A 23040-nucleotide genomic window follows, 5' to 3' on the forward strand; every position below is an offset into this window, starting at 1 on the left:
TGTGGCCGAATCCTCTACAATACGGTTATAAGGGTTTATCATTGTTTGACTGATCCATTTTTTCCACTTTCCGAGACTCTTATCCCGCTATGCGTCGTCCTTCCAAAGATTCATCCCATAAACTGACTGCCGACAGCCAGCGCCTGGTCACCTTTGCCCAGGCGATCGTACAGGCAGCCAGCCGTCTCGAAGAGCGGTCCTGGGAACACAGCCTGGATACGCAGCTCCAGAAATTACTCAAAACCGGCCACCAGGACACCATCGACAACACCCTGGGCAGCCTGTTCAAGGAAGACTTGAACGCCTACGACGTGCTGATGGACTGCGTTGAAGCCGTCAGCGAATCGACCGTCATCACGCATGAAGACGTGCGCTATGACGCCCTGCTGGTCGCCGTGCCCATCCTCGCGTGGACGCGCTTTTCCATCGCCTCCGGCCCCATGGCCGGCGACGCGCACGGCGTCTTGTCGGCGCACTTCGCCGCCCATTTGCTGGCCGACGGCACGAAGATGGCCATGGCGCCGACCCTGTACTCGATCGACCAGTTGCCGCGCAGCCATGTCGAAACCTACGCCAAGACGCAGAAGCTGGCGCAGGCCGCGCTGAAGGGCACGGCCGTCAAGCCGTCCAGCAAAGAAGCGGAGACGGCGCCCTTCCTGGCCGACACGCGCTACCTGCTGGTGGCCGTGGTGGCGCCCGCCGGCGCCCCCCTGTTCCGCTGGCAGACGCCAGCCAGCCAGCTCGACTTCATCGCCGAGCGCAGCGCCGCCCTGGAGCAATGGCGCACGCAGGCGACGCCGACCATCGCCCGCCTGCTGCCCGGCTGCGGCCTGGAACTGCTGCTGCCGGAAGCGTACTACGTGGCTTGCCGCGAAGCGGACAAGCTGATCCGCCCTGTCTCCGTGCGCGCCGCCGTGCATTACCTGACGCATACGCTGGCCATCGAGCCATCGGAACTGCGCGCCGTGATCGCCGGCTTCGGCGAGGAAACGGCCGATGGCCAGGTGGATGAATACCGCATCGCCTTCACCCTGCGCCAGGCGCCGGAAGTGATCTACGGCATCGTCTGGCCTTTGTACGGCCAGGAAGACGAGGATGGCACGCCGATCGAAGGCCTGATCCAGGTCGGCATCGCCGCGCTGGACAAGCAGAAGACGCCTGTCGATGAAATCATCGAGCACCTGAACGCCGCCGGCGTGACGCAGATCAAGCGCCACGCGGAACGCTTTGTCGGCGAGTATTGCGACGACTGCGGCGCCCCCCTGTTTGCCGACCCCGTTGGAGAGCTGGCGCATGCGGAAATGCCCGAGGATACGCCACAGGGTACTGAGCATTTCCATTGATGCTGTAACGGTGTTGTCGGATTACGCGCTGCGCGCTAATCCGACCTACGCTGCTACGGTACGGGTAAGGACCGTAGGTCGGATTAGCCGGTACGGCGTAATCCGACAACACCCCTGATGCAAAAAAAGGCGGAACCGCAGTTCCGCCTTTTTCATTTCAACAAGCTTTTTGACGCCTCGTCACCACTGTGAAAACGGGTGGCGGATCAGATTCGCGTTGTAGTAGCGCGCATCGCCCGACACTTCCGCGCCAATCCAGTCCGGCTTCTCGAATGGCTGGTCTTCCGACGCCAGTTCGATCTCGGCCACCACCAGGCCGGCATTGGCGCCGAGGAACTCGTCGACTTCCCATACCATGCCCGCATGCTCGATGCGGTGGCGGTACTTTTCGATCAGCGGCTGCTCGCACAGGCCGTCGAGCAGTTCGGTGGCGTCCGCCAGCGGGATCGGATACTCCCACTCGCCGCGCGACGCGCCCACATTGGCGCCCTTGATGGTCAGCATCGCCTGTCCGCCTTCGATGCGCACGCGCACCACGCGCTCGCGCGCCGACGACAGGTAACCCTGGCGCAGCAGCACCGGCTGCCCCAGGGTCCGCCAGGCATCGCTGGCCAGCAGGAATTTACGCTCGATCTCGATACCCATGAACAACGCCGTTCAGTCCAGCGACAGCAGGATAGGCTGCAGCATGGCCGCGCCCAGGGCCGCGCTGCGCGCGCCGTTCCAGCCGACGGCCGGATCCGGCAAGTCCGCGTTTTCCTTGAACGGCATTTCCAGGGTCAGGGCCAGGCAGCCGAAGTGGTGGCCGATGTATTTCGAGGCCAGGGTCAGCATGTCCGACTTGTACTTGCTGGCCGCATAACCGAACTTGTCCTGGAAGTCCGGGCTGGCCTGCTTGTAGCGCTCGATGAAAGCCTTCTGGTGCGCCGCTTGCGCCGGCGTGAAGTTTTCCAGCATTTCATTGCCGGCCACAAAGTTGTACGGCAGTGCTTCGTCGCCGTGGATGTCGAAGAACATGTCGACGCCCGTTTCGTGGATCTTGTTTTTCACGCACAGCACTTCCGGGCTGGACTCCAGCGATGGCGTCATCCATTCGCGGTTCAGGTTGGCGCCGGCCGCGTTCGTGCGCAGGTTGCCGCGGACGGAGCCGTCCGGATTCATGTTCGGCACGATGTGGAACACGGCGCGCTGCAGCAGCTTGCGCGCGATCGGGTTGGCATCGTCCAGCAGGGAATCGATGAGGCCTTCGACGAACCATTCGGCCATCGATTCGCCCGGATGCTGGCGCGCGATGACCCAGATTTTCTTTTCCGCCTGCGGATTGCCGATGGTAACCATGTTCATGTCGCGGCCATCGACGGTGCTGCCCAGGTCGGACACGCGCGCCAGCGGATGCTCGGCCACTTCGCCCAGCAGGCGCAGGTGGCGTTCCCAGGAATACGGCTCGAAATAGGCGTAGTACACGCTGTCGAGTTCCGGCGTGTGCGAAATCGTCATGACCTGGCCATCGAACGACGTCGGCACGCGGAACCAGTTCTCGCTGTCGTAGCTGGCCACGGCCTGGTAGTCTTCATAGCCGGCCGGATAGGTGGCCTGGCCTGCATTCAGGAAACGCATCGTGCATGCCTGGCCGCGCGCGCCCTGCAGGCGGAAGTGGAACCACTGGTGGATGTCGGCGTGGCTATCCTTGCGCAGGTTCAGGTCGATGGCGCCAACGCTGCTGGCGCTCACCACGTCGATGGCGCCCGAGTCGAAATTCTGGCTGATTTTAATGGTCATGTAATGATCCCGTCCAAAGTAAGTGTTCCGGCGCTGCCTCGTGGGCCGGCACCGTCGCGCTAAAAAACGCAGTGTAAGCTATCCCGCTATTTTCCGCCCTTTGGCCCCGTTCGCAAAGCCTGAGAGGCCAATTCCTGCACCAATCAGGGGCATCGATGGCAAAGCGCCGGGCAAAAGCGCGAAAAATCGGCCAGCTGTCGCATCTACCGGACAAAAATCTGATTTGTAACAATGCCAGACACATTGGCAACGCACTGCCGCCCTATAATTCTTTCTTTCATAGAGTCGCCAGGAAAGAGTCGTGGACAAGAAGTTAACTAATATTCAGGAAAGAAAGTTACGCGAGGCTCAGGCGCGGCGCGAGCACATCATCGACGTCGTCAAGGATCTCATCAAGAAGGGTGGCGCGCGCGCCGTTTCCATCCGCAAGGTGGCCGAAGCGGCCGGATTTTCCACCACCGTCGTGTACGCCCTGTTCCGCGACAAGGCCACCCTGATCGCCCAGGCCATGGACAAGGACTTGCTGGAACTGGTACGCGCCATGCGCGATGCCTGCGCCGGCAGCGAGCAGCCATGGGAACGCATCAACCTGGTCGGGCGCGCCTACATCGAGTACGGCTTCCAGCATCCCGACGAGTATTCGCTGATCTTCATGGAACTGCGTCCGCACGCGGAGATCGACGCCGTCGAAGTCGAGCACGGCAATATCGAGCAGGATCCCTACGCCTATGCCCTGCACCTGTTCCAGGAGCTGGCGCAGGCGGGACAGGTGCGCCAGGACGAAGCGGCCCTGCATGCCATGACGCAGATTTTCTGGCAATCGCTGCACGGCCTGGTATCGCTGCGCATCGTCATGGATGCGGGCGATCCCTGGACGCCGCACCTGGAAATGCAGCAGCACATCGACGACTTGCTGGCCGTCGTCACGGCGGGCATCCGCATGCGTTTTGCCGCCACTTCCTGACGTTTGATCCAGCACAAACCGCACCCGTCAGAAAAGCGGAGCGTGGAGCGATACCGCCTGTACTGATGCAGCGCGGCCGGCGCGAAGGAGTGCGAGATGAGCGACGCCTATGCCACGGACCGGCTTGACAAACAGCAAAGCGCGAACAATGCTGTACGCATGGAAGCGCGGCTGACAAAACTGGAAACGGACCGGGAGCATGGCCGGCAATGGTTCAAGGCGCTGGAGCAGCGTCTTGGCGCTGGCCTCGACAACGTGCGCACGGAGTTGCGCGACGAATCGCAGTTGCTGCGCGCCGACCTGACGCAATTTCGCGGCGACCTGCGCGGCGACTGCCACGCCCTGCGCACGGAACTGGGCGACATCCGCAAGCACATGCACAGCCACTTCCTGTGGTTCATGGGCATCCAGGCCACCACCACGTTTGCCCTGCTGGGCCTGGGCGCCAAGGCGCTGCACATGTACTAAGAAAACGCAAAAGGGCAGGCACGGTGCCGCACCGCCCTGCCCTCGCCCTGCCGCGCATTTATCGATGCAGACCCGTTATCCCGCAGCCAGCATGCTCTGTGTTTCCTGGTAGCGCGTGTGCCACGCCAGCGCCTCCTGCAGGATATGCGGCGTGTGCCCGCCGCGCTGGCAGGCCGCGTCGTAATATGCACGCAGTTGGGCGCGGTAATCGGGATGGGTGCAGCGCTCGATGATCAAGGGCGCCCGCTCGCGCGGCGCCAGGCCGCGCAAGTCGGCATAGCCCCATTCCGTCACCAGCACATCGACGTCATGCTCCGTATGGTCCACGTGCGAGACCATCGGCACGACACTGGAAATGCGCCCGCCCTTGGCCGCCGATTTCGACACGAACATCGACACTTGTCCATTGCGCGCAAAGTCGCCCGAGCCGCCGATGCCGTTCATCATGTGCGTGCCGCACACGTGCGTGGAATTGACGTTGCCGTAGATGTCGAACTCGAGCGCCGTGTTCAGCGCGATGATGCCCAGGCGGCGCACGATTTCGGGATGGTTGCTGATCTCTTGCGGACGCAGCACGATCTTCGCGCGGTAGTGGTCGATATTGTCCATCAGCTTCTGGTGCACGGGGGCCGACAGGGTGATCGACGAGGCCGAAGCGAATGCCAGCTGGCCCGAATCGAGCAGTTCGATGGCGCTGTCCTGCAGCACTTCCGAATACATGGTCATGTTGCGGAATGGCGAGCCGATCAGGCCATGCAGCACGGCATTGGCGATGGTGCCGATGCCTGCCTGCAGCGGCAGCAGTTCCGGCCCCATGCGGCCGGCCGCCACTTCGCCCTCCAGGAAGGCGATCACGTGACCGGCGATGGCCTGCGTTTCCGCATCGGGCGGCAAGGCGTTCGACGGGCTGTCCGGGCTGTCCGTGATGACGATGGCGGCGATGCGGGCCGGGTCGATGGCGATGGCCGTGCTGCCCAGGCGCTGGTCGACACGCGTGAGCGGGATCGGTTCACGGCCCGGCAAGGTTTGCGGAATATAAATGTCGTGCAAGCCTTCCAGCGCCAGCGGCGTGGACAGGTTGATTTCGATGATGACTTGCGTGGCCTGCTGGGCAAAGGCGGCGGAGTTGCCGACCGACATGGTCGGGATGATGGCGCCCGCGGCCGTGATGGCCGTCGCTTCGATGACGGCGATATCCACGGCTGCCAGGTTGCCCGAGCGCAGCTGCTCGGCCGTTTCCGACAGGTGCTGGTCGATGAACATGACCTCGCCGTTGTTGATCTTGCCGCGCAAGACAGGGTCGACCTGGAACGGCATGCGGCGCGCCAGCACGCCCGCCTCGGCCATCAAGCCGTCGCTGCCATTGCCCAGCGACGCGCCCGTGATCAGGGTCAGGCTCAGGGGCTCTTGCAGGGCGCGCTCGGCCAGGGCGCGCGGCAGGGCCTTGGCGTCGCCGGCACGGGTAAAGCCGCTCATGCCGACACGCATGCCGTTGTGGAACAATTTGGCTGCCTCAGTGGCGCTCATGATTTTATTGAGCAAGCCTGGGTGGCGGATACGGTCCTCGTACATCGTGATGCTCCTGATCTTCTTCATATTCTCAAACTGGATGGCTGTCATACACCAGCCCCATAAGTGGATTCAGTATAAAATCCTGCTTACATGCATGGCATGAATTAATTTCGCCATATCCAGTCGATATTTTCATGTCTTGCCAACGCCGAGCACCTCCTTGGATATCCGTTCCCTGCGCTATTTCGTGGAAACCGTGCGCCTGTCGAGCTTTACGCAGGCAGCCGAATCGCTGCACCTGACCCAGTCCACCATCAGCAAGATGGTGCGCCAGCTGGAAGATGAAGTGGGCGCCCAGCTGCTGGTGCGCGATGGACGCAAGCTGACCCTGACCGACACGGGCCGCATCGTCTACCAGCACGGCCAGGAAATGCTGGCCAATATGCGCCAGCTGACCCTGGAAGTGCGCGATACGCAGGCCTTGCAGCGCGGCAGCCTGACGGTCGGCATCCCGCCCATGATCAACGTGCTGTTTACGCCCGTGCTGAAGGCGTTCCGCGCCCGCTATCCGCATATCAGCCTGACCCTGCAGGAAGACACGGGCCAGCAGATCGAGCGCATGGTGGCGGCCGGCGACCTGGAAATCGGCATGACGGTGCTGCCGGCCGACCCGGAGCTGGAGCTGGTGACGGTGGCCATCGCCAGCTACCCGATCTGGGCCCTGGCCGAACCGGGCACCTTCCAGAAAAACCGCACGACCTTGCCGTTCAAGGCGCTGGCCGACTTGCCGCTGGTGCTGTTGAAAGATGATTTCGCCCTCACGCGCAGCCTGCGCCAGCACTTCGCGCAGGCGGGATTTGCGCCGACGATTGCCGCGCAGAGCGGCCAATGGGACTGGCTGGTGGCGATGGCGTCGGCGGGCCTGGGCGTGGCCCTGCTGCCGGAGCCGTTCATCCACCGCCTGGCGGGCGAGCCGCTGGAAACGGTGCGCATCGTCGAGCCGGAAGTGGCATGGCAGGTGGCGCATATCTGGAGCGGGCGCTACCTGTCGCACGCGGCGCGCGCCTGGCTGGAAGTGTGCCAGGATGTCCTGGGCACGAAATTCGGACACTGACGTAAAAAAGGGTGGCCGAGGCCACCCTTCTTCCTTGCTTACCGTACAGTGCCGCGCTTACTTGGCGCCGGCATCGTCCTGGTACATGCCGGCGTATTTCCAGCCGAAGTACAAAATAAACGTGTAGCACAGGGCCGGCACGAGGAAGGACAGCTGCAGGTTGATGTGGTCGGCCAGGAAGCCCTGGATGAAGGGCACGATGGCGCCGCCGACGATGGCCATGCACAGGATGCCTGAACCTTGTCCCGTTTGCGCGCCCAGCTTGTTGAGGGCCATGCTGAAGATGGTCGGGAACATGATGGAGTTGAACAGGCCCACGGCGATCAGCGCCCACATGGCGGTGTGGCCGCTGGAGAAGACGGCAACGAGGATCAGCGCGATGACGACGGCGGCGTTGAAGGCCAGCGTCTTGCCCGGGCTGACATAGCGCATCACGGCGAAGCCGACGAAGCGGCCCAGCATGGCGCCACCCCAGTAATAGCTGACGAAATACGCCGCATCGGCGTGGCTGAGGCCAGCGATATGGCTCTCGCCCAGGAAGTTGATGAGGAAACTGCCGATGCTGACTTCGCCGCCCACGTACAGGAAGATGGCCAGCGCGCCCAGCACCAGGTGGCGGTGCGACCAGATCGAGACCGTATTGCCGTCCTGCGCCAGGCTGGCCGCATCGTCCGCATGGGAAATCTTCGGCAGCCTGGCCAGCGCGAACAGCACGGCGAGGATCACCAGGGTGGCGGCCAGCACCAGGTAGGGGCCTTGCACGGCCGCCGCTTCCTTGGCGCGGTAGGCCAGCTGCTCGGCGGCCGGCAGCAGGTCGAACTGCTGCACCGTCAGGACCGTGCCCGACAGGATCAGCATGCCGCCCAGGGCCGGCGCCACGGTGGTGCCCAGCGCATTGAACGCCTGCGTCAGGGTCAGGCGGCTCGACGCCGTCTGCGGGTCGCCCAGTTCCGTCACGTAGGGATTGGCGGCCACCTGCAGCACGGTGATGCCGGCCGCCAGGATGAAGAAGGACAAGAGGAACAGCGCATAGCTGCCCGTGGAGGCGGGATAGAACATGGCGCAGCCGGCGGCGGCGATCAGCAGGCCCGCGACGACGCCGCGCTGGTAGCCGATGCGCTTGATCAGCATGCCGGCCGGCAACGAGACGATGGCGTAGGCGCCAAAGAAGCAGAACTGCACCAGCATCGCCTGTACATACGTGAGCGTATAGATCGAGCGCAGATGGGGAATCAGCACATCATTGAGCGAGGTCAGCAACCCCCACATGAAAAACAGCACCGTGACAATGATCAGGGCGCCTGTATTGTTTTGCGTGCCGGCCCGTGCGGACGATGCGCCCTGGCCTTGCTTTACGTATTCCATACCTTCTCCATTTTTCAAATCCAAGTTTTGTCTTGCCAGGCATGGAAGCGATTCCATCGAGGCAGCACCGGGACGCACCAGAAAAGACGCCAGACATCAGCGCAGGCTATGACTGCCATCAGGAATACGGGGCAAGCATGGCGCAATTCTCGCGCGGCAGGCGCACGGCCGGGCATTTCTTGCCGGAACTTTGTTTTATATGCGCAGCACGCCTGCGGGCTGCGTCTGAAAACAACATCCAGGCCAAAACAGTCTTGTAGTAAAACTACGATACTGCGCCCGCATTATGCCCGAAAGCCCCGCAATGCGCAGCTTTCGCGCCTGTTATTTCAAAAATGAATAGCTGACATTTGAAATCAAAAGTAGCCTTATATCTTGGGATTGGTATACTTATGTTGCAGTGCAGCACATCGCGGCACGCCACTCACAGGAGTTTGCCATGTCTACCGCATTTACCTATCACACCACGCAAAACAACAATATCGTCGCCACCCTCGTTCACGCCGCCAAACGCCTGGGCGCCTGGCTGAACCAGACCGCCGACCACCGCGAACGCGCCTATGAAGAAGCGTACCTGGCCGAATCGACGGACCGCTACGACCTGGAATACCGCATGCGCGAACTGGCCCGCGCCAATCCGCAGCCGAGCTGGATGAGCGGTTTGAGCCGTTAATAGTTGTCGCGTAATAAATAGCCAGCAGCACCAGCAAGACCAGCAAGCCCCCCGGCAACACCATTGCCAGTCCCATCCTGCTCGCCCCGCGCTTGAGCACAGGATGGGCCGTGCCGGCACATGCGGCCAGCCGGCACGGCACCGGGCAGCACCGCCATGCTGCAGTGCGTCAGCTCATTTTCCTGCCAGCCTGCACGTTTCCCTGTCATTTCATCTAGTTTTACTACGTACTTCTACGGATTCGCTTTTGCTCGATCCGGCCGCCTGTGCGCGTGCCAGGAGCATGAAAATGCGCTGCGCCCGCCCTTGCTGGACCCGCGCATCGGACATAGCGGCCAGGCTGCGCCGTGCCGGCGTGAATGGCGTCAATGGCCACCGTCCCGTGCGGTGCGGCGTCCAGCCCGGCAAGCGGGACGGGATGCTCTTGCCGACCGGCCCCGGAGACGTGGTGCCGCATGCCTGGCCGCCGATGTCGGGCCACATCGATCCTGACTTGCGCTGACCTGCGCGACACATGCCGGCACCAGCGCGGCAAGCGCCCCGCCTGCGCCTTATAATGGCGCCCGTTCCCAACCTTGCCGCACGCGACATCCCCGCCATGACCGTCCTTAGCCACACCCATCCGCTGGCCGCCCAGCTGGAAAACGACTTGCTGCCCCTGTTCCGCGCCGCGCTGGCGCCGCTGTCGGCCGACGCGCCGCACGTGCTGGCCTCCGTCTTCGCCTTTTCCAGCGGCACGGCCGAGGCCTTCCAGGCGTATCACCTGGGCATCTCTTGCCTGCTGGAGAATGTTGCGGACGACCAGGCGGAAGAAGTGGCCCTGCTGGTCAGCGTGGCGGGCCTCGATGCCAGCGCCCAGCTCAGCGCGAAAGTGGTGTGGGGCCAGCCGTCGGGCGCGGTGGAAGCGCAGCTGGACTTGCCTGGCGCGGACGTGGCGGCCCTGCATGCGGCCCTGCCGCAGCTGTTGGGCACCCTGCGGCTGGCGGCCGGCCGCGGCACGCCTATGCTGACAACAGCATGAAAAAGTGCCGCTAAACAACAACTTACGATTTCCGTATCGCAACATTATTGACTTGTACTAGTCATACCCCCTATCCTTTCAGTTACGTTTGGTGAGAATGTGTGCATGTTCACGCAGCCGTCTGCTGGCCGCCCGGCACGCAGGACGGCGTCACCTTTCCTCCCCTGACCAAGTCCTTTCCGCATTTTTTTGCAACCACCAGGACAGCGCGCGCCAACAGCCGCTGCCAGCAAATACGGAGCCGACTGCCATGCGACCGACCATGCCCTCCCTGACCACTTCCCTGCTGGGCTGCGCCCTGCTCGTGCTGGCGGCACCCGCCGCGCGCGCCGACGACAGCGCGCCCGCCGGCGCCGGCATCAGCGCCAACGCCAGCCTCGTTTCGCAATACATTTCCCGCGGCTTCCGCCAGACATGGGGCAAGCCCGCGCTGCAGGCGGGCCTGGACTACGCGCACCCCGGCGGCTGGTCGCTGGGCACCTGGGCTTCCACCGTCAGCGACCGCTATATCCAGGATGCCACTGTCGAATGGGACCTGTACGGCGGCTACGGCGGCACCGTGGGCGAACTGGGCTACAGCGTGCTGGCGTACTACTACAAATACCCGGGCGCCATCTACCGCGCCACCGGCGTCAGGTACGACTATGGCGAACTGTCGCTGGGCCTGACCTACCGCATGCTGTATGCCAAGTACAACCGCACCGTCACGCAGGACTTCTTTGGCATCACTCACGCGCGCGGCACGGGCTACCTGGACGTGGGCGCGAATATCGACCTGGGCCATGCCTGGACCCTGAACCTGCACGCCGGCGATGGCCGCGTGGCCGGTACCGGCAATGCCATGTGGAACTGGCGCGACGCCAAGGCGGGCGTCACCAGGGCCTTCGCCGGCGGCTGGAGCGCCAGCGCCGCCGTCACGCGCGCCTGGGGCGCCACCGACGCCTACGATCATTACACGCTGGGCGTGCCGAATGCGGCGGGCCGGTTCGATACCTCGAACCCGGCCGCCACCACGGTCGTGCTGGCCGTCAGCAAGACTTTCTGAGCACGCTACCCGCGCCGCCCATGACACCGCTATCCCTCCCTATCAAGGAACCACATCATGCAACTCTCACTCAACAGTAAAATCTGCGTGGCCGCCACCGCGCTGGCCGTCCTCAGCCTGGGCGTCACGGCGGCCGTGATCGGCTACAAGAGCAGCGCCAGCGCTGAAGCGGCCGCCCTGGAACTGGCGCGCACCTCGGCGCGCGAAGTGGCTGGCGCGCTGCAGGCGCGCATCGCCAGCAACCTGTCCAGCGTCAGCAGCCTGGCCGGCGCCATGCGCGGCACCAAGGGCGCGAATTTGCCCATGCAGCGCGAACAAATCAATGAACTGACCAAGGCCACCTTGACCAGCTCGGATGACTTGCTGGGCGCGGCCGTGACGTGGGAGCCGAATGCGCTCGACGGCAAGGATGCGGAGTTTGCCAACCAGAAGCCGCACTACGACGCCAGCGGCCGCTTCATGCCCTACTGGACGCGGGGCGCCGGCGGCAAGCTGCAAGTCGAACCCATCGTCTTCGACCCGAAAGCGGGCGCCAACGACTGGTACGACGTGCCCAAGCGCACCGGCAAGACTTACTTCACGGAACCGTACATCTACCCCGTCGACGGCAAGAATGTGCTGATGGCCTCGCTGGTCGCGCCCATCATGATCGACGGCAGCTTCAAGGGCACGGCCAGCGCCGACTTCATGCTCACGCGCCTGGCGAAGATCCTGTCCGACCTGAAAGTCATCGAAGGCGGCAAGCTGGCACTGATCTCGAACGGCGGCCTGTACGCCAGCCACCCCGTGCCCGAGCGTCTGGGCAAGAAGGCCGACGACGTGCCGGCCGCGGGTCTGGAAAAAGTGCGCCAGGGCCAGCCGTATGAGTACGAGGACGGCAAGGGCCAGATCCACCTGCTGCAGCCGCTGCAGATCCATCCTGATATCGCGCCGTGGAGCGTGGAACTGAACTTTCCGAAAAGCGTGGCCACCGCCTCGGCGCGCGACCTGATGACCTACACCCTGATTGTCGCCCTGCTGTGCGCGGCGGCCACGGCCGGCATCCTGATCCTCGTCGTGAATCAGCTGACGCGTCCGCTGCGCACCCTGGGCCGCACCATGACGGACCTGTCCAGCGGCGACGCCGACCTGCGCGTCAAGCTGGAAGTCAAGGGCACCGACGAGCTGGCCGTCATCGGCAAGGGCTTCAACGACTTCGTGGAAAAGATCCACGCCGTGCTGCTGCAAGTACAGGCCAGCGCCGACAACGTGGCGCGTGCCAGCGCGGAAATTGCGCAAGGCAATAACGACCTGTCGGCACGCACGGAGCAGCAAGCCAGTTCGCTGGAAGAAACGGCCGCCTCGGTGGAAGAGCTGACTGGCACCGTGAAGGAAAACGCCGACCATGCGCGCCAGGCCAACCAGCTGGCCGCCTCGGCCTCGGATGTAGCGCAAAAGAGCGGCGAAGTGGTGGGCAAGGTGATAGCGACCATGACCTCGATCAATGACTCGTCCAACAAGATCGTCGACATCATCAGCGTCATCGACGGCATCGCCTTCCAGACGAATATCCTGGCCTTGAACGCGGCCGTCGAAGCGGCCCGCGCGGGGGAACAGGGACGCGGTTTCGCCGTCGTTGCCACGGAAGTGCGCAACCTGGCGCAGCGCTCGGCGGCGGCGGCCAAGGAAATCAAGCTGCTGATCGACGATTCCGTGGGCAAGGTGGCCGCTGGCAGCAAGCTCGTCGACGAGGCGGGCGCCACCATGGAGCAGGTGGTCGACAGCGTGCGCAAGGTCACCGCCATCATGGCCGACATCAGCGTCGCCACCACCGAGCAAAGCGACGGCATCGCCCAGGTCAACCAGGCGCTGGCGCAAATGGATGGCGTGACGCAGCAAAACGCAGCCCTCGTCGAGGAAGCGGCAGCGGCCGCCGAAAGCCTGCAAGACCAGGCCAGCCACCTGGCCGACGTGGTCAGCGTATTCAAGCTGGGCGAGCAGGCGCACCAGGCCGCGCCGGCGCAAAAGGTGGGGAAAGTGACGGCGGCAGCGCCGCCGGCCAAGGCAGCGCTGCCGGGCAAGCGCCCGGCCGCCGCCAAGCCGGCGCTTGCCGAACGGGCACCCGCCAAGGCGCCGGCAGGCGATGACTGGGAAGAGTTTTAAACGGATCCACTCGCCGCCATCGCGTACCGCCTGCCAAGGCGGGCGGGGACGCTCCCGGCGGCGAGATAGTGTTGATTTAAATCAAGTCACAAAGACAATCGGTGAGAATTGCGCCCCATCCCCTCTCCTATACTGTTTGCCGCGCCTACGGCACGCATGCTTGCCGAAATCAAAGGATGGGGCATGAAAAAAACAGTGGCAATATTGTTGACCTCAAGTACCGCACTGCTGGCTGGCTGCGGTGGTGGCGGCGGTGATTCTGGCAGTGCCAATGCCGGCATAGTCGGCAACGCGCCGGCATTGGCCGCTTACGTTGGCACCTGGCAAGCTGCATGCGACGACCATGAACGCGAAACCATGGTCGTGGCGCTGAAAGGCGATGGCAGCGGCGCGCTGGAATTCACGCCGACGACCGAGACTTACCTCAAGGCGGACTGCAGCGGCACCTTGCTGGGGACGGAAACCATGAGCGCGAAGATCAGCGCGGCACCGGACGGCACGGCCGATATCCAGATCAAACTGACCAACAATGGCGCCGCCACCGGCGTGCGCATCGACAAGCTCAACCTCTCCATCCCCGCCTACAGCTTCAGCGTCACCGGTCCTGGCGTGCAATACGTAAAGAAAGAAGGCAAGCAGCAATGGTGTATCGAGTATGACGGTGGCTCGACCTGTCTCATCGACGAAGGCATGCGTCCGGCGCAAACCATCGCCGGCGGGATCTTCTTGCGCGACAACAATCTCTACACCGTCGTCAAGGACGGTGGCGCCTACGTGCCCGACATGCTGTATGTAAAGAAGTAAGCGCAGCAATAAACACAGAATCTGCTGCGGGGCTCCCCGCCCTGCAGCAGGCCCGCCGCCCGCCGCCCGGACTCATGCACTTGTGCCCGTTAGCGCGCGAATGTGCAGGAGCGAACATACATTATAAAAATAGAAAGCTAAGCTCTTGAAAAACAGGAGCCTGCCATGTCGTCCACCGCCTTTGCCGTGCCATCCCCCGCCGACCTGTCCGCCCTGCTGCGGCCGCGCGACAGCACTTTTTCTCCCATCGACGGCCTGCGCCGCCTGCGCGACGCGGGTCTGGACCAGCTGCCCCTGCCCGGCCATGGCGCCACCCTGCAGCGCTGGCAAATGCTGGCCGCCGTCGCCGCCGTCGACCTTTCCCTGCTCAAGCTGTTTGAAGGCCATACCGATGCGCTGGCCATCCTGGCGGAAATCGACGGCCCCGGCGCGCCAGCCGGCAGCAGCTGGGGCGTCTGGTGCGCGGAAATGCCGGGTGCGCGCATCAAGCTGCAGCAAACGCCAGACGGCCGCTACGTGCTCGACGGGCGCAAGGCGTGGTGTTCCGGCGCGAGCGGTCTCAGCCATGCCTTGATCAGTTGCTGGAACGGCGATGGCCAGGCCTGCCTCGCCTCCGTCGCGCTGGCGCAGCCGGGCGTGCACGTCACGGACGAAGGCTGGCAGGCAGTCGGCATGCAGGCTTGCGCCAGCGTCGACGTCAGCTTTTCCCACGCGCGCGCCTTTCCCGTGGGCGCCCCCGGTGCCTACCTGGAGCGCCCCGGCTTCTGGCACGGCGGCGCCGGCATAGCCGCCGCCTGGTATGGCGCCGCCTGCGCCATCGCCAGCCACCTGCACGCGCGGGCCCAGCACGCCGCGCCCGACCCCATCCGTCTGGCGCAACTGGGGCAGATCGACTGCGCCCTGCGCGCGGCCGGCGCCCTGCTGCGCGAAGGCGCGGCGGAGCTCGACCAGCATCCGCAGCGCGACGCCATGGCCGTGGCGCTGCGCCTGCGCCTGGCCGTGGAAGACGCCGCCACCCTGGTGCTGCACCTGGCCACGCGCGCGCTGGGCGCCGGCCCCCTGTGCCGCGATGCGCGTTTTGCGCGCATGGCGGCCGACCTGCCCGTGTTCCTGCGCCAGAGCCATGCGGAACGCGACCAGGCCGTGCTGGGCGGCATCGTCGCCGGCGCCGAAGAGCATCCCTGGGCGCTCTGACATGTTCGCCCATCTCGACACGCATGCGCGCCGCATCGAAGGCGACGGCACGCCGGACCACGTGTGGCAAGCCTGGCCCGGGCTCGGCGACGTGCCCGTCATCGGCGCGGCGGAACTGGTGCCGCCGGGGACGCGCGCCGTCATCGTCGCCCCCCATCCCGATGATGAAATCCTCGCCTGCGGCGGCCTGCTGCAACTGCTGGCGGCGCAAGGCAGCGCGCTGCTGCTGGTGGCCGTCACCGATGGCGATGCCAGCCACCCGGGCTCGCCATTGTGGCCGCCGGAACGCCTGCGCCGCATGCGGCCGCAGGAGTCCGCACAGGCCCTGCATGCGCTGGGCATGGCGCCGCCCGACTGGCTGCGCCTGCACCTGCCCGACGGCAGCGTGGCCGCCATGACCGCGCAGTTGCGCGACTTGCTGGCGGCGCAGCTGCGCCCCGGCGACCGGGTCTTCACCACCTGGCGGCTGGACGGCCATCCCGACCACGAAGCATGCGGCTGGGCCTGCGCTTCGGCGTGCTCGGCCAGCGGCGCCAGCCTGGTGGAAATGCCCGTCTGGGGCTGGCACTGGGCCACGCCCGGGGACATGCGCCTGCCCTGGCACCGCGCGCGCCGCCTGCCGTTATCGGCCGTCCAGCTCCAGCGCAAGCGCGACGCCCTGCGCTGCTTTGCCAGCCAGATGCAGGGCGACCCGTCGACGGGCCAGCCGCCCATCGTCGCCGGCGACGCCTTGCAGCGGCTGCTGCATGCCTGGGAGGTGTATTTCCTATGAACGCCCCAAAAGCGGACGACCAGCGCGACGCCTACTTCGACCAGCTGTACCGCGACGATGCCGATCCCTGGCTGGTGCGCCAGCGCTGGTACGAAGAGCGCAAGCGCGCCCTGCTGCTGGCCTGCCTGCCGCAGCGCCGCTACCGGAGCGCCTTTGAGCCGGGCTGCGGCAACGGCGAGCTGACGGTGGAGCTGGCGCGGCGCTGCAACAGCGTGCTGGCGGCCGACATGTCGCCCGAAGCGCTGCGCCTGGCGCGCCAGCGCCTGCTCGATGCGGGCCAGGATGCGCATGTCAGCCTGGCGCAGCACCGGCTGCCGCAGGACTGGCCGCGCATCCTGCCGGGCGCCGACAAATTCGACTTGATCGTGCTCAGCGAGATCGCCTATTACCTGTCGCCGGAGGAGCTGGCGCGCGTGGTCGAACACAGCGTCGCCAGCCTGGCGCCGGGCGGCAGCATCGTGCTGTGCCACTGGCGCGCGCCGTTCGCGCAGCGCATCGTCTCGACCGTGCGCGTGCATGCGGCCTTCCAGGATGCGGCGGGCCTGCACCGCGTGCTGCGCCACGAGGAAAGCGATTTTTTGCTGGGGATCTGGTCGAACGATGCGCGCTCGGTGGCGCAGCGCGAGGGCTTCGCATGATCGGCATCGTGGTCCCCGTGCATGACGAGGAAGCCTGCCTGGACGCCTGCCTGCAGGCGCTGCGCGTCGCCGCCACCTGCCCTCTGCTGCGCGGCGAGGCCGTCGGCATCGTCATCGTGCTCGACGCCTGCAGCGACGACTCGCAGCGCATCGTGCTGGCGCACGCCATGCAGGCCGACCTGCCCTGGCGCCTCGACTGCATCAGCGTCGATGCGCGCAACGTGGGCGCCGCGCGCGCCGCCGGCGCACAGCTGCTGCTGCAACGCGGCGCGCGCTGGCTGGCTTTCACGGACGCCGACACGCGCGTCTCGGCTACCTGGCTGAGTACCCAGCTGGCACTGGACGCCGATGCCGTCTGCGGCACGGTGGCCGTCGACGACTGGTCGCCGCACGGACACAACGCCGCTGCGCTGCGCCAGCACTTCGCCCATACCTACACGGACGCCGACGGCCACCGCCACATCCACGGCGCCAACTTCGGCGTGCGCGCCAGCGCCTACCTGCGCGCCGGCGGCTTCGCGCCGCTGGCCTGCAGCGAAGACGTGGCGCTGGTGGCCGCCCTGCAGGCGAGCGGCGCGCACATCGCCTGGAGCGCCGCGCCAAGAGTCACCACCAGCGCGCGCCGCCAGGCGAAGGCCCGGGGCGGTTTTGGCGATACCTTGCTGCAGGTGGTGGCGGCGCTGGGAGATGCGCCGCAGCTGACGCTGACATAGTGCCTACGCGGCCCTCCCTGCGGGCATAAGCTCTTAACGCATGGCCTCCTGCAAGCCCGGCGCAAACTCCGCGCCATGCTTGACCTGCGCGGTCGATGCCTTCAGCGTGGCGCCGATGGGCTCGGCGCGCCCGTCGAGGCATTTGCCCAGGAAGTTTTCCGTCACCGCGTTAAAGGCGATGTTGTTGACGGGGCGCGCAAAGCCATGGCCTTCGTCCGGGAACAGCACATAGGTGACGGGAATATTCTTCGCCGCCATGGCCGCCACGATCTGGTCCGACTCGGCCACGTTCACGCGCGGGTCGTTCGCCCCCTGGCCGATCAATAGCGGGCGCTGGATGTCCTGCGCGAAGTTCAGCGGCGAGCGTTCCTTCAGCAGGGCGCGGCCCTCTTCCGTGGTCGGGTCGCCCATGCGCTTGTAGAACTGCTGCTTGCCCGCTTCCCAGTACGGCGGGATGGTTTGCAGCAGGGTAAACAGGTTCGACGGGCCGACGATGTCGACGCCGCAGGCGAACGTGGTGGGCGTGAATGCCATGCCGGCCAGGGTGGCGTAGCCGCCATACGAGCCGCCCATGATGGCCACCTTGTCGGCCGTCGTCACGCCGCTCTTCACGGCCCATTGCACGGCGTCGAGCAAGTCGTCATGCATCTTGCGGCCCCACTGCAGGTCGCCGGCCGAGATGAACTGCTTGCCGAAACCCGTCGAGCCACGGTAGTTCACCGACAGCACGGCGTAGCCGCGGTTCGCCAGCCACTGATGGTAGCCGTTGTAGCCATAGGTATCGCGCGCCCACGGGCCGCCATGCACCAGCAGCACCATCGGCACGGGGCGGGAGGCCTTGCCGCCGGCATCCGCCTTCGATGCCTGCGGCAGGGTCAGGTAGGACACCAGGGTCAGGCCGTCGCGCGCCTTGATTTCCTGCGGGTACATGGGCACCAGCGGCGCGCCTTCCAGTTCCGGCCGCGTGACGTACAGCTGCGTCAGCTTCTTGCTCTTGCGGTCATACAGCCAGCTCGATGCGGGCGCCGTGACGGTATCGACGCCCACCAGCCACTTGTCGTCCGCTTCCGTGCGCGAATTGACGCTGAACTGGCCCTTGGTCTGCTGTTTCAGGAAGGCCAGGTCCGCCTTCAGCTCGTCCGTCAGCGGCAGGTATTCCTGCTGCAGGTAATCGACGGAATACGCTTGCACCTTGCCCGTGCGCGTGTCATACAGGGCGTCCGAAATGTCCGCGCGCGGGTCTTGCGCCACCACCGTGGTCTTGCCGCTGGCGACTTCCTGCGCCAGCAGCGCCGAGGTATTGCGACCGCGCGAATCGGTCCAGTACAGGGTCTTGCCATCGACCGTGAACGCCAGCGGCGCCGTGGTCTGCGAATCTTCCAGTCCCACCTCGACCAGCGGCGCGCTCTCGACCTTGCCATCCGTCATGCGAAAGTATTGCATGCCGCCGTCGGCGCGCGCCTTGCTGGCAATGCGCAGCTTGAGCTGTTCGTCGGCCAGGAAACCCGCGTAGCCATCATTCTGCTGCAGCAGGGTCAGCTTGCCGCTGGCCAGGTCGAGGCTGTACACGTCATGCCAGCGCGCATCGCGGTTGTTGATGCCCACCAGGATGCGGTCCTTGACCTTGCTGCTGATCTGGATCACGCGCGCGCGCGTCTTCTCGAACGGCGTGTAATTGATCTGCTTGCCCGTCGCCACGTTGACGCCATACAGCAGGAAGTTTTCATCGCCGCCCTTGTCCTGGATGAACAGCAGCGTTGTCGAATCGGGCGACCAGAAGCTGCTGCGGATAGGCCGCACCTTCTCTTGCGTCAGCGGCCGCGCCTGCGCCAGGTCGCTGGCCGGCGCCACCCACACATTGAGCACCCCATCGCGCGGCGCGATCCACGACAGCCACTTGCCATCGGGGCTGATGCGCCCGCCGGACTTGCTGGGATTGCCAAAGATCTTCGCCCGCTCGATCAGCGGCGCGTCATGGGCAGGGGCTTGGGCGTGGGCCGGCAGTGCGGCGGCAAACAACAGGACAGGCAGGGCATAGCGGATCATGGACACCTCATGGTTATTGAATGAAGGGAAAACATAATAATTGTGCATGTGCCGGCAAATCATAGGGCAAAGCCGTGTTGCCAGGTTGATTACAGCGATAGGGGACGGAAATCGAGGGACAGGATGCTGGAAGGGGGGAATGAAATGCAGGCAACAGGCCCAGGCGGGCGCGGAGCGACGTGGAGGGAACACGCACAAGCTGCCATCCCCGATTCCAGAGGCGGCGTCCCGCCATGCCCGCCCGCCTGCCATCGGCACGCGGAAGATGGCCCTTGCGCCGCCCGCCGCAAGGGGCCGCGGCGCCAGGACAGGCCAATCGATGGCCGCATGTGGCACGCCTGGCTGAGCGGCGTGTTTCCTGGACGGTCAGACCACGGCGGCGCTGAACGGCTCGGGCCGCCGCGCAAGCAGATGCGACAGCCGTTGCAGACCCGCCTGCAAGCGTCCACGGTCCTGGATGCAGCCCAGGGAGATCCGGATGGCATTCACGACTACGCTGCCGGTGGCGAATGCCTCCGCCGGCGTGACGGCGATGCCGCAGCTGGCGGCTGCGCGCGCAAGCTGCGCGCAGTTCCAATACGCCGGCAACTCGATCCATACATGCAGGCCGTCGCCCTGGCCGCTGTACCGCCCGGCCAGGATATCCCTCGCCATCCGGTGGCGCAGGCGCGCCTCCTTGCGTACGCCATCCAGCAATTTGTCGGCCGAACCGTCGAGTATCCACTGCGTGGCCAGGGCGGCAGTCAGGGGCGCGACCATCAGCGCAAATGACCTGAGCGCGACCAGGAAGCGTTCGCGCTCGATCGGGTCGCGTATCAGCACGAAGGCGACGCGCAAGCCGGGCGTCAGGCATTTCGACAGGGTGGAGATGTAATACACCTGTTGCGCGGCAAACGTGGCGACGGGCGGCGGCGGCGCATCGGCAAGGAGCCAGTAGGGATCGTCCTCGACGATGCGGACATTGCAGCGCAGCGCGATGCTGGCAAGCTCCTCGCGCCGGCGTTGCGGAATCGTGATGGCGGTCGGGTTCTGCAATGTCGGATTGAGGTAGACCAGCCCGGGCCGATGCAGGCGGCACGCTTCCTCCAGCGACTCGGGCACCATCCCGTGCCTGTCCGCTTCCACCGCAATGACGTGCCGGCCGAACTGGGTCGCTGCCGCGCGCAAGCCGGGATAACTGGCCGGCTCCGCCAGGATGACATCGCCAGGCTGCGTCAGCGCGAGGATCAAGGCGGCGATCGCCGCCTGCGCGCCGGGACAGACAAGCACTTGCCGGGCGTCCAGCTGGCCAAACATCGGTGCCAGCCATTTGGCTCCGGCCTTGCGGTCGGAGTCGCTTCCCCCGCCCAGGTGATACGTCATCAGCAATTCATTGTCCGCCCTCATCAATACTTGCGACAAACCTTGTTTCAGCATGTCGTCGAAGTCCACGCCGTCCGGCGGTGGCGGCGTATTCATGCTCAGGTCGAGGATGGCGGTCAATTCGACTTTCGGCGCCGCGACATATGTGCCCCGGGCGCCGCGGCCCTCCAGCAAGTTGCGGCGCCGGGCTTCGTCGTATGCGCGCGTGACCGTCGTCAGGTCGATGCCCAGCCGTGCTGCCAACTGGCGCTGTGGCGGCAGGCGGTCGCCCGGAGTCAGGGTTCCGTCTGCCACCGCCGCCTGCAAGGCATCGGCGATCTGCAGGAAACGCGGCCCTCTGCTGCCGGCCAATTGCGGCAACCAGATGGAAAAATGGTCATCTTGCATGGATTTCAACTGGGACATTTTGTCTCAATGTATGGAAGTTGTTTTCAAGTAGTATGCATCATAACGTATAGCACCACCATCCTTGCATGGCAGTCGCGGACGTTTTCTCCTCAGCCGCATTCGGCAACGCACTGCGCGCGATGCCATGGACATTTCATAGCTGGCTATAATGAAGGATTCAGACAGGATGCATGGGGACGGTTTGAAAAATGAAGCTGCTGACGCGGCGTTTTGAGGTAATGCTACTCACCATAGTTAGTCTCTTGTAATAGCCTGGAAATACTCAAAATGATGGATTGGACCCCTATAGTCTTCGTTACCTTCAAGGCTCTCGTGCTGTGCACGGGCATGTTCTTCGCCATCAAGTGGCATTACGACCAAGGAAAAAAGGGCAAAGAGCAGGAAGCGCGCGCGGTGCTGCGCGCGAGCGGCAAGGTGGCCGCGATCTTCGTGCTATTGCTGCTGTGCCTGGGGCTCGTCACCTACGTCGTCGTCAGGATGGCCGGCCTGGAATTGACCTTTACCTTCTCATGATGGCCAGGAATAGCCGCCGGTAGCCGCTGATGCGGCGGCAATGGCCCGAGGCGGCTCGGGCGGCTCGGCCAGGCGGTGCAGCGTCCGCTCAGGCGCATGGCATCGCCGCGGGATGATGCACCGGCATGCCATCAGGCATTGCATTGATGCGCTGCAGCCCCACTGCTGCGGGCATGTGCGCCTTGCCGCCGGATTTGCGTTCGCATCACGCGCCACCGCATCACACGCCACTGCATCACTCGCCACCGCATCACACGCCACGTAAACGGAAAAACCCGGCACCGGTATCAGACAAATGTCCAATACACAGTGCCGGGTTTCTTATACGGCTTGCGCCGTAACTCCTTGAATCTAATGGTCGGGGCGAGAAGATTCGAACTTCCGACCCCATGCACCCCATGCATGTACGCTACCAGGCTGCGCTACGCCCCGACGAGGTGGGAATTATAGCAGACGCTTTTAGGTTTTTGCCATGCTTTCCGCATGATTCTGTCGAACTGCGCAAAGTTTTTTTTCGCCCTGCTACCAGCGGCTTATTCGTTCAGCAGCAGCGCCGTCAGGACGATGCGGAAACCGGCGATCAGGGGTTCGACCTTCATGCCGGGATTGTGCACCAGGCGCACGGGCAAGCCCTGGTACATGGCGATCATGGCATTCAAACGCCCTTCCAGCATCGCCTCGTCGGCCGGCAAGCCGCGCTTGATGCGCGCATCCTTGATAATCGTCAGGAACAAGGAACGCGAGCGCACGTCCGCGCAGTGCAGCATCTCGGCAATGGCGGGATTGCGCGATGCTTCGGCAAAAATTTCCAGCGGCATCACCCAGGTTTTCGGGTCCAGGCTTTCCAGCACGTGTTCGCCAGCGTTGTCGATCACGGCCTGCAACGGATCGTCGCGCTGCGCCAGGTCCTGCATCAGGTTGGTGACCCGCTCCATGTTCTGCATGACGAAGGCGGCGATGATCGCATCCTTGCTGTCGAAGTAATTATAGATGTGGCCCGCGCTCATGCCGGCCGCCTTCGAGATCTCGGCCATGCTGGCGCCGTGGAAGCCGCGGCGGCTGAAGCAGCTTTCGGCCGCATCGAGGACCTGCTTGCGCCGCGTGTTGGCGCGCTCGGGATCCGGATGCTTCTTTTCAACTTGGTTCATGACTTTTCCAGTAGCG

At 64.6% G+C, this 23040-nt stretch carries 21 protein-coding genes and 1 tRNA gene; 14 read left to right on the plus strand and 8 right to left on the minus strand.

Annotation, left to right across the window (positions count from 1 at the left end; translation table 11 throughout):
• Positions 1-89 precede the first annotated feature (89 nt).
• Entirely contained in the window at positions 90-1343 is a 1254-nt protein-coding gene (locus ACZ92H_RS01110; protein WP_465048303.1) for a DUF2863 family protein, read from the plus strand.
• Positions 1344-1523: 180 nt separating this feature from the next.
• On the opposite strand, the gene ACZ92H_RS01115 is transcribed toward ACZ92H_RS01110, so the two are convergent.
• Together ACZ92H_RS01115 and ACZ92H_RS01120 are read right to left on the minus strand one after the other, a co-directional pair.
• A complete protein-coding gene (locus tag ACZ92H_RS01115; protein ID WP_131372504.1) occupies positions 1524-1988 on the minus strand; it encodes a CYTH domain-containing protein in 465 nt (154 codons plus the stop codon).
• Between the two features lie 12 nt (positions 1989-2000).
• The gene (locus tag ACZ92H_RS01120; protein ID WP_465048302.1) at positions 2001-3122 is read right to left on the minus strand and encodes a M14 family metallopeptidase; all 1122 of its coding nucleotides are present in this window, start codon (positions 3120-3122) and stop codon (positions 2001-2003) included.
• A 301-nt stretch (positions 3123-3423) separates the two neighbouring features.
• Here ACZ92H_RS01120 and ACZ92H_RS01125 point away from each other — a divergent pair, with 301 nt between their 5' ends.
• Together ACZ92H_RS01125 and ACZ92H_RS01130 are read left to right on the plus strand one after the other, a co-directional pair.
• Entirely contained in the window at positions 3424-4086 is a 663-nt protein-coding gene (locus tag ACZ92H_RS01125; protein WP_465048301.1) for a TetR/AcrR family transcriptional regulator, read from the plus strand.
• A 96-nt stretch (positions 4087-4182) separates the two neighbouring features.
• Positions 4183-4554, plus strand: coding sequence for a hypothetical protein (locus ACZ92H_RS01130; RefSeq protein ID WP_465048300.1), 372 nt, complete (start codon positions 4183-4185; stop codon positions 4552-4554).
• A gap of 75 nt (positions 4555-4629) precedes the next feature.
• On the opposite strand, the gene ACZ92H_RS01135 is transcribed toward ACZ92H_RS01130, so the two are convergent.
• Entirely contained in the window at positions 4630-6126 is a 1497-nt protein-coding gene (locus tag ACZ92H_RS01135) for a succinyl-CoA:acetate CoA-transferase ScpC (protein WP_131372496.1), read from the minus strand.
• 160 nt (positions 6127-6286) lie between these two features.
• Here ACZ92H_RS01135 and ACZ92H_RS01140 point away from each other — a divergent pair, with 160 nt between their 5' ends.
• The gene (locus tag ACZ92H_RS01140; protein WP_131372493.1) at positions 6287-7180 is read left to right on the plus strand and encodes a LysR substrate-binding domain-containing protein; all 894 of its coding nucleotides are present in this window, start codon (positions 6287-6289) and stop codon (positions 7178-7180) included.
• Between the two features lie 57 nt (positions 7181-7237).
• Here the strand turns inward: ACZ92H_RS01140 and fucP are convergent, their stop codons facing one another.
• Positions 7238-8545, minus strand: a complete 1308-nt coding sequence (gene fucP, locus ACZ92H_RS01145) for an L-fucose:H+ symporter permease (RefSeq protein WP_131372491.1) — start codon at positions 8543-8545, stop codon at positions 7238-7240.
• 439 nt (positions 8546-8984) lie between these two features.
• Here fucP and ACZ92H_RS01150 point away from each other — a divergent pair, with 439 nt between their 5' ends.
• The 9 genes from ACZ92H_RS01150 to ACZ92H_RS01190 all read left to right on the plus strand — a co-directional run bounded on the left by ACZ92H_RS01150 (position 8985) and on the right by ACZ92H_RS01190 (position 17547).
• Positions 8985-9218 carry a DUF3563 family protein gene (locus ACZ92H_RS01150; protein WP_465048299.1) on the plus strand — a complete coding sequence of 78 codons (234 nt, stop codon included), beginning with the start codon at positions 8985-8987 and terminating at the stop codon, positions 9216-9218.
• A gap of 598 nt (positions 9219-9816) precedes the next feature.
• Positions 9817-10239 (plus strand): hypothetical protein, encoded by a 423-nt coding sequence (locus ACZ92H_RS01155; protein ID WP_131372487.1) that lies wholly within the window; start codon positions 9817-9819, stop codon positions 10237-10239.
• A gap of 262 nt (positions 10240-10501) precedes the next feature.
• A complete protein-coding gene (locus tag ACZ92H_RS01160; RefSeq protein ID WP_465048298.1) occupies positions 10502-11284 on the plus strand; it encodes a TorF family putative porin in 783 nt (260 codons plus the stop codon).
• Between the two features lie 57 nt (positions 11285-11341).
• Positions 11342-13426, plus strand: a complete 2085-nt coding sequence (locus tag ACZ92H_RS01165; RefSeq protein ID WP_465048297.1) for a methyl-accepting chemotaxis protein — start codon at positions 11342-11344, stop codon at positions 13424-13426.
• 300 nt (positions 13427-13726) lie between these two features.
• Positions 13727-14230 (plus strand): hypothetical protein, encoded by a 504-nt coding sequence (locus tag ACZ92H_RS01170; protein WP_131372481.1) that lies wholly within the window; start codon positions 13727-13729, stop codon positions 14228-14230.
• Positions 14231-14395: 165 nt separating this feature from the next.
• Positions 14396-15424 (plus strand): acyl-CoA dehydrogenase family protein, encoded by a 1029-nt coding sequence (locus ACZ92H_RS01175; protein ID WP_465048296.1) that lies wholly within the window; start codon positions 14396-14398, stop codon positions 15422-15424.
• 1 nt (position 15425) lies between these two features.
• Complete coding sequence (locus tag ACZ92H_RS01180; RefSeq protein WP_465048295.1) at positions 15426-16196, plus strand: PIG-L deacetylase family protein; 771 nt, start codon at positions 15426-15428, stop codon at positions 16194-16196.
• The gene (locus tag ACZ92H_RS01185; RefSeq protein WP_465048294.1) at positions 16193-16834 is read left to right on the plus strand and encodes a class I SAM-dependent methyltransferase; all 642 of its coding nucleotides are present in this window, start codon (positions 16193-16195) and stop codon (positions 16832-16834) included. Before ACZ92H_RS01180 ends, ACZ92H_RS01185 begins: the two co-directional genes overlap by 4 nt.
• Positions 16831-17547, plus strand: coding sequence for a glycosyltransferase family 2 protein (locus tag ACZ92H_RS01190; RefSeq protein ID WP_465048293.1), 717 nt, complete (start codon positions 16831-16833; stop codon positions 17545-17547). The genes ACZ92H_RS01185 and ACZ92H_RS01190 overlap by 4 nt, the downstream gene beginning before the upstream one ends.
• A gap of 33 nt (positions 17548-17580) precedes the next feature.
• On the opposite strand, the gene ACZ92H_RS01195 is transcribed toward ACZ92H_RS01190, so the two are convergent.
• On the minus strand, positions 17581-19593 hold the full coding sequence (locus tag ACZ92H_RS01195; protein ID WP_465048290.1) for a S9 family peptidase: 2013 nt from the start codon (positions 19591-19593) through the stop codon (positions 17581-17583).
• Positions 19594-19959: 366 nt separating this feature from the next.
• Complete coding sequence (locus ACZ92H_RS01200) at positions 19960-21342, minus strand: aminotransferase-like domain-containing protein (protein WP_465048465.1); 1383 nt, start codon at positions 21340-21342, stop codon at positions 19960-19962.
• A 288-nt stretch (positions 21343-21630) separates the two neighbouring features.
• Between ACZ92H_RS01200 and ACZ92H_RS01205 the strand changes: the two genes are divergently transcribed.
• On the plus strand, positions 21631-21876 hold the full coding sequence (locus tag ACZ92H_RS01205) for a hypothetical protein (RefSeq protein WP_465048288.1): 246 nt from the start codon (positions 21631-21633) through the stop codon (positions 21874-21876).
• 355 nt (positions 21877-22231) lie between these two features.
• On the opposite strand, the gene ACZ92H_RS01210 is transcribed toward ACZ92H_RS01205, so the two are convergent.
• Together ACZ92H_RS01210 and ACZ92H_RS01215 are read right to left on the minus strand one after the other, a co-directional pair.
• Positions 22232-22308: transfer RNA gene (locus ACZ92H_RS01210), tRNA-Pro, on the minus strand.
• A gap of 101 nt (positions 22309-22409) precedes the next feature.
• Entirely contained in the window at positions 22410-23024 is a 615-nt protein-coding gene (locus ACZ92H_RS01215) for a TetR/AcrR family transcriptional regulator (protein ID WP_131370801.1), read from the minus strand.
• Positions 23025-23040 lie beyond the last annotated feature (16 nt).

The sequence above is a fragment of the Janthinobacterium foliorum genome (assembly GCF_978021625.1).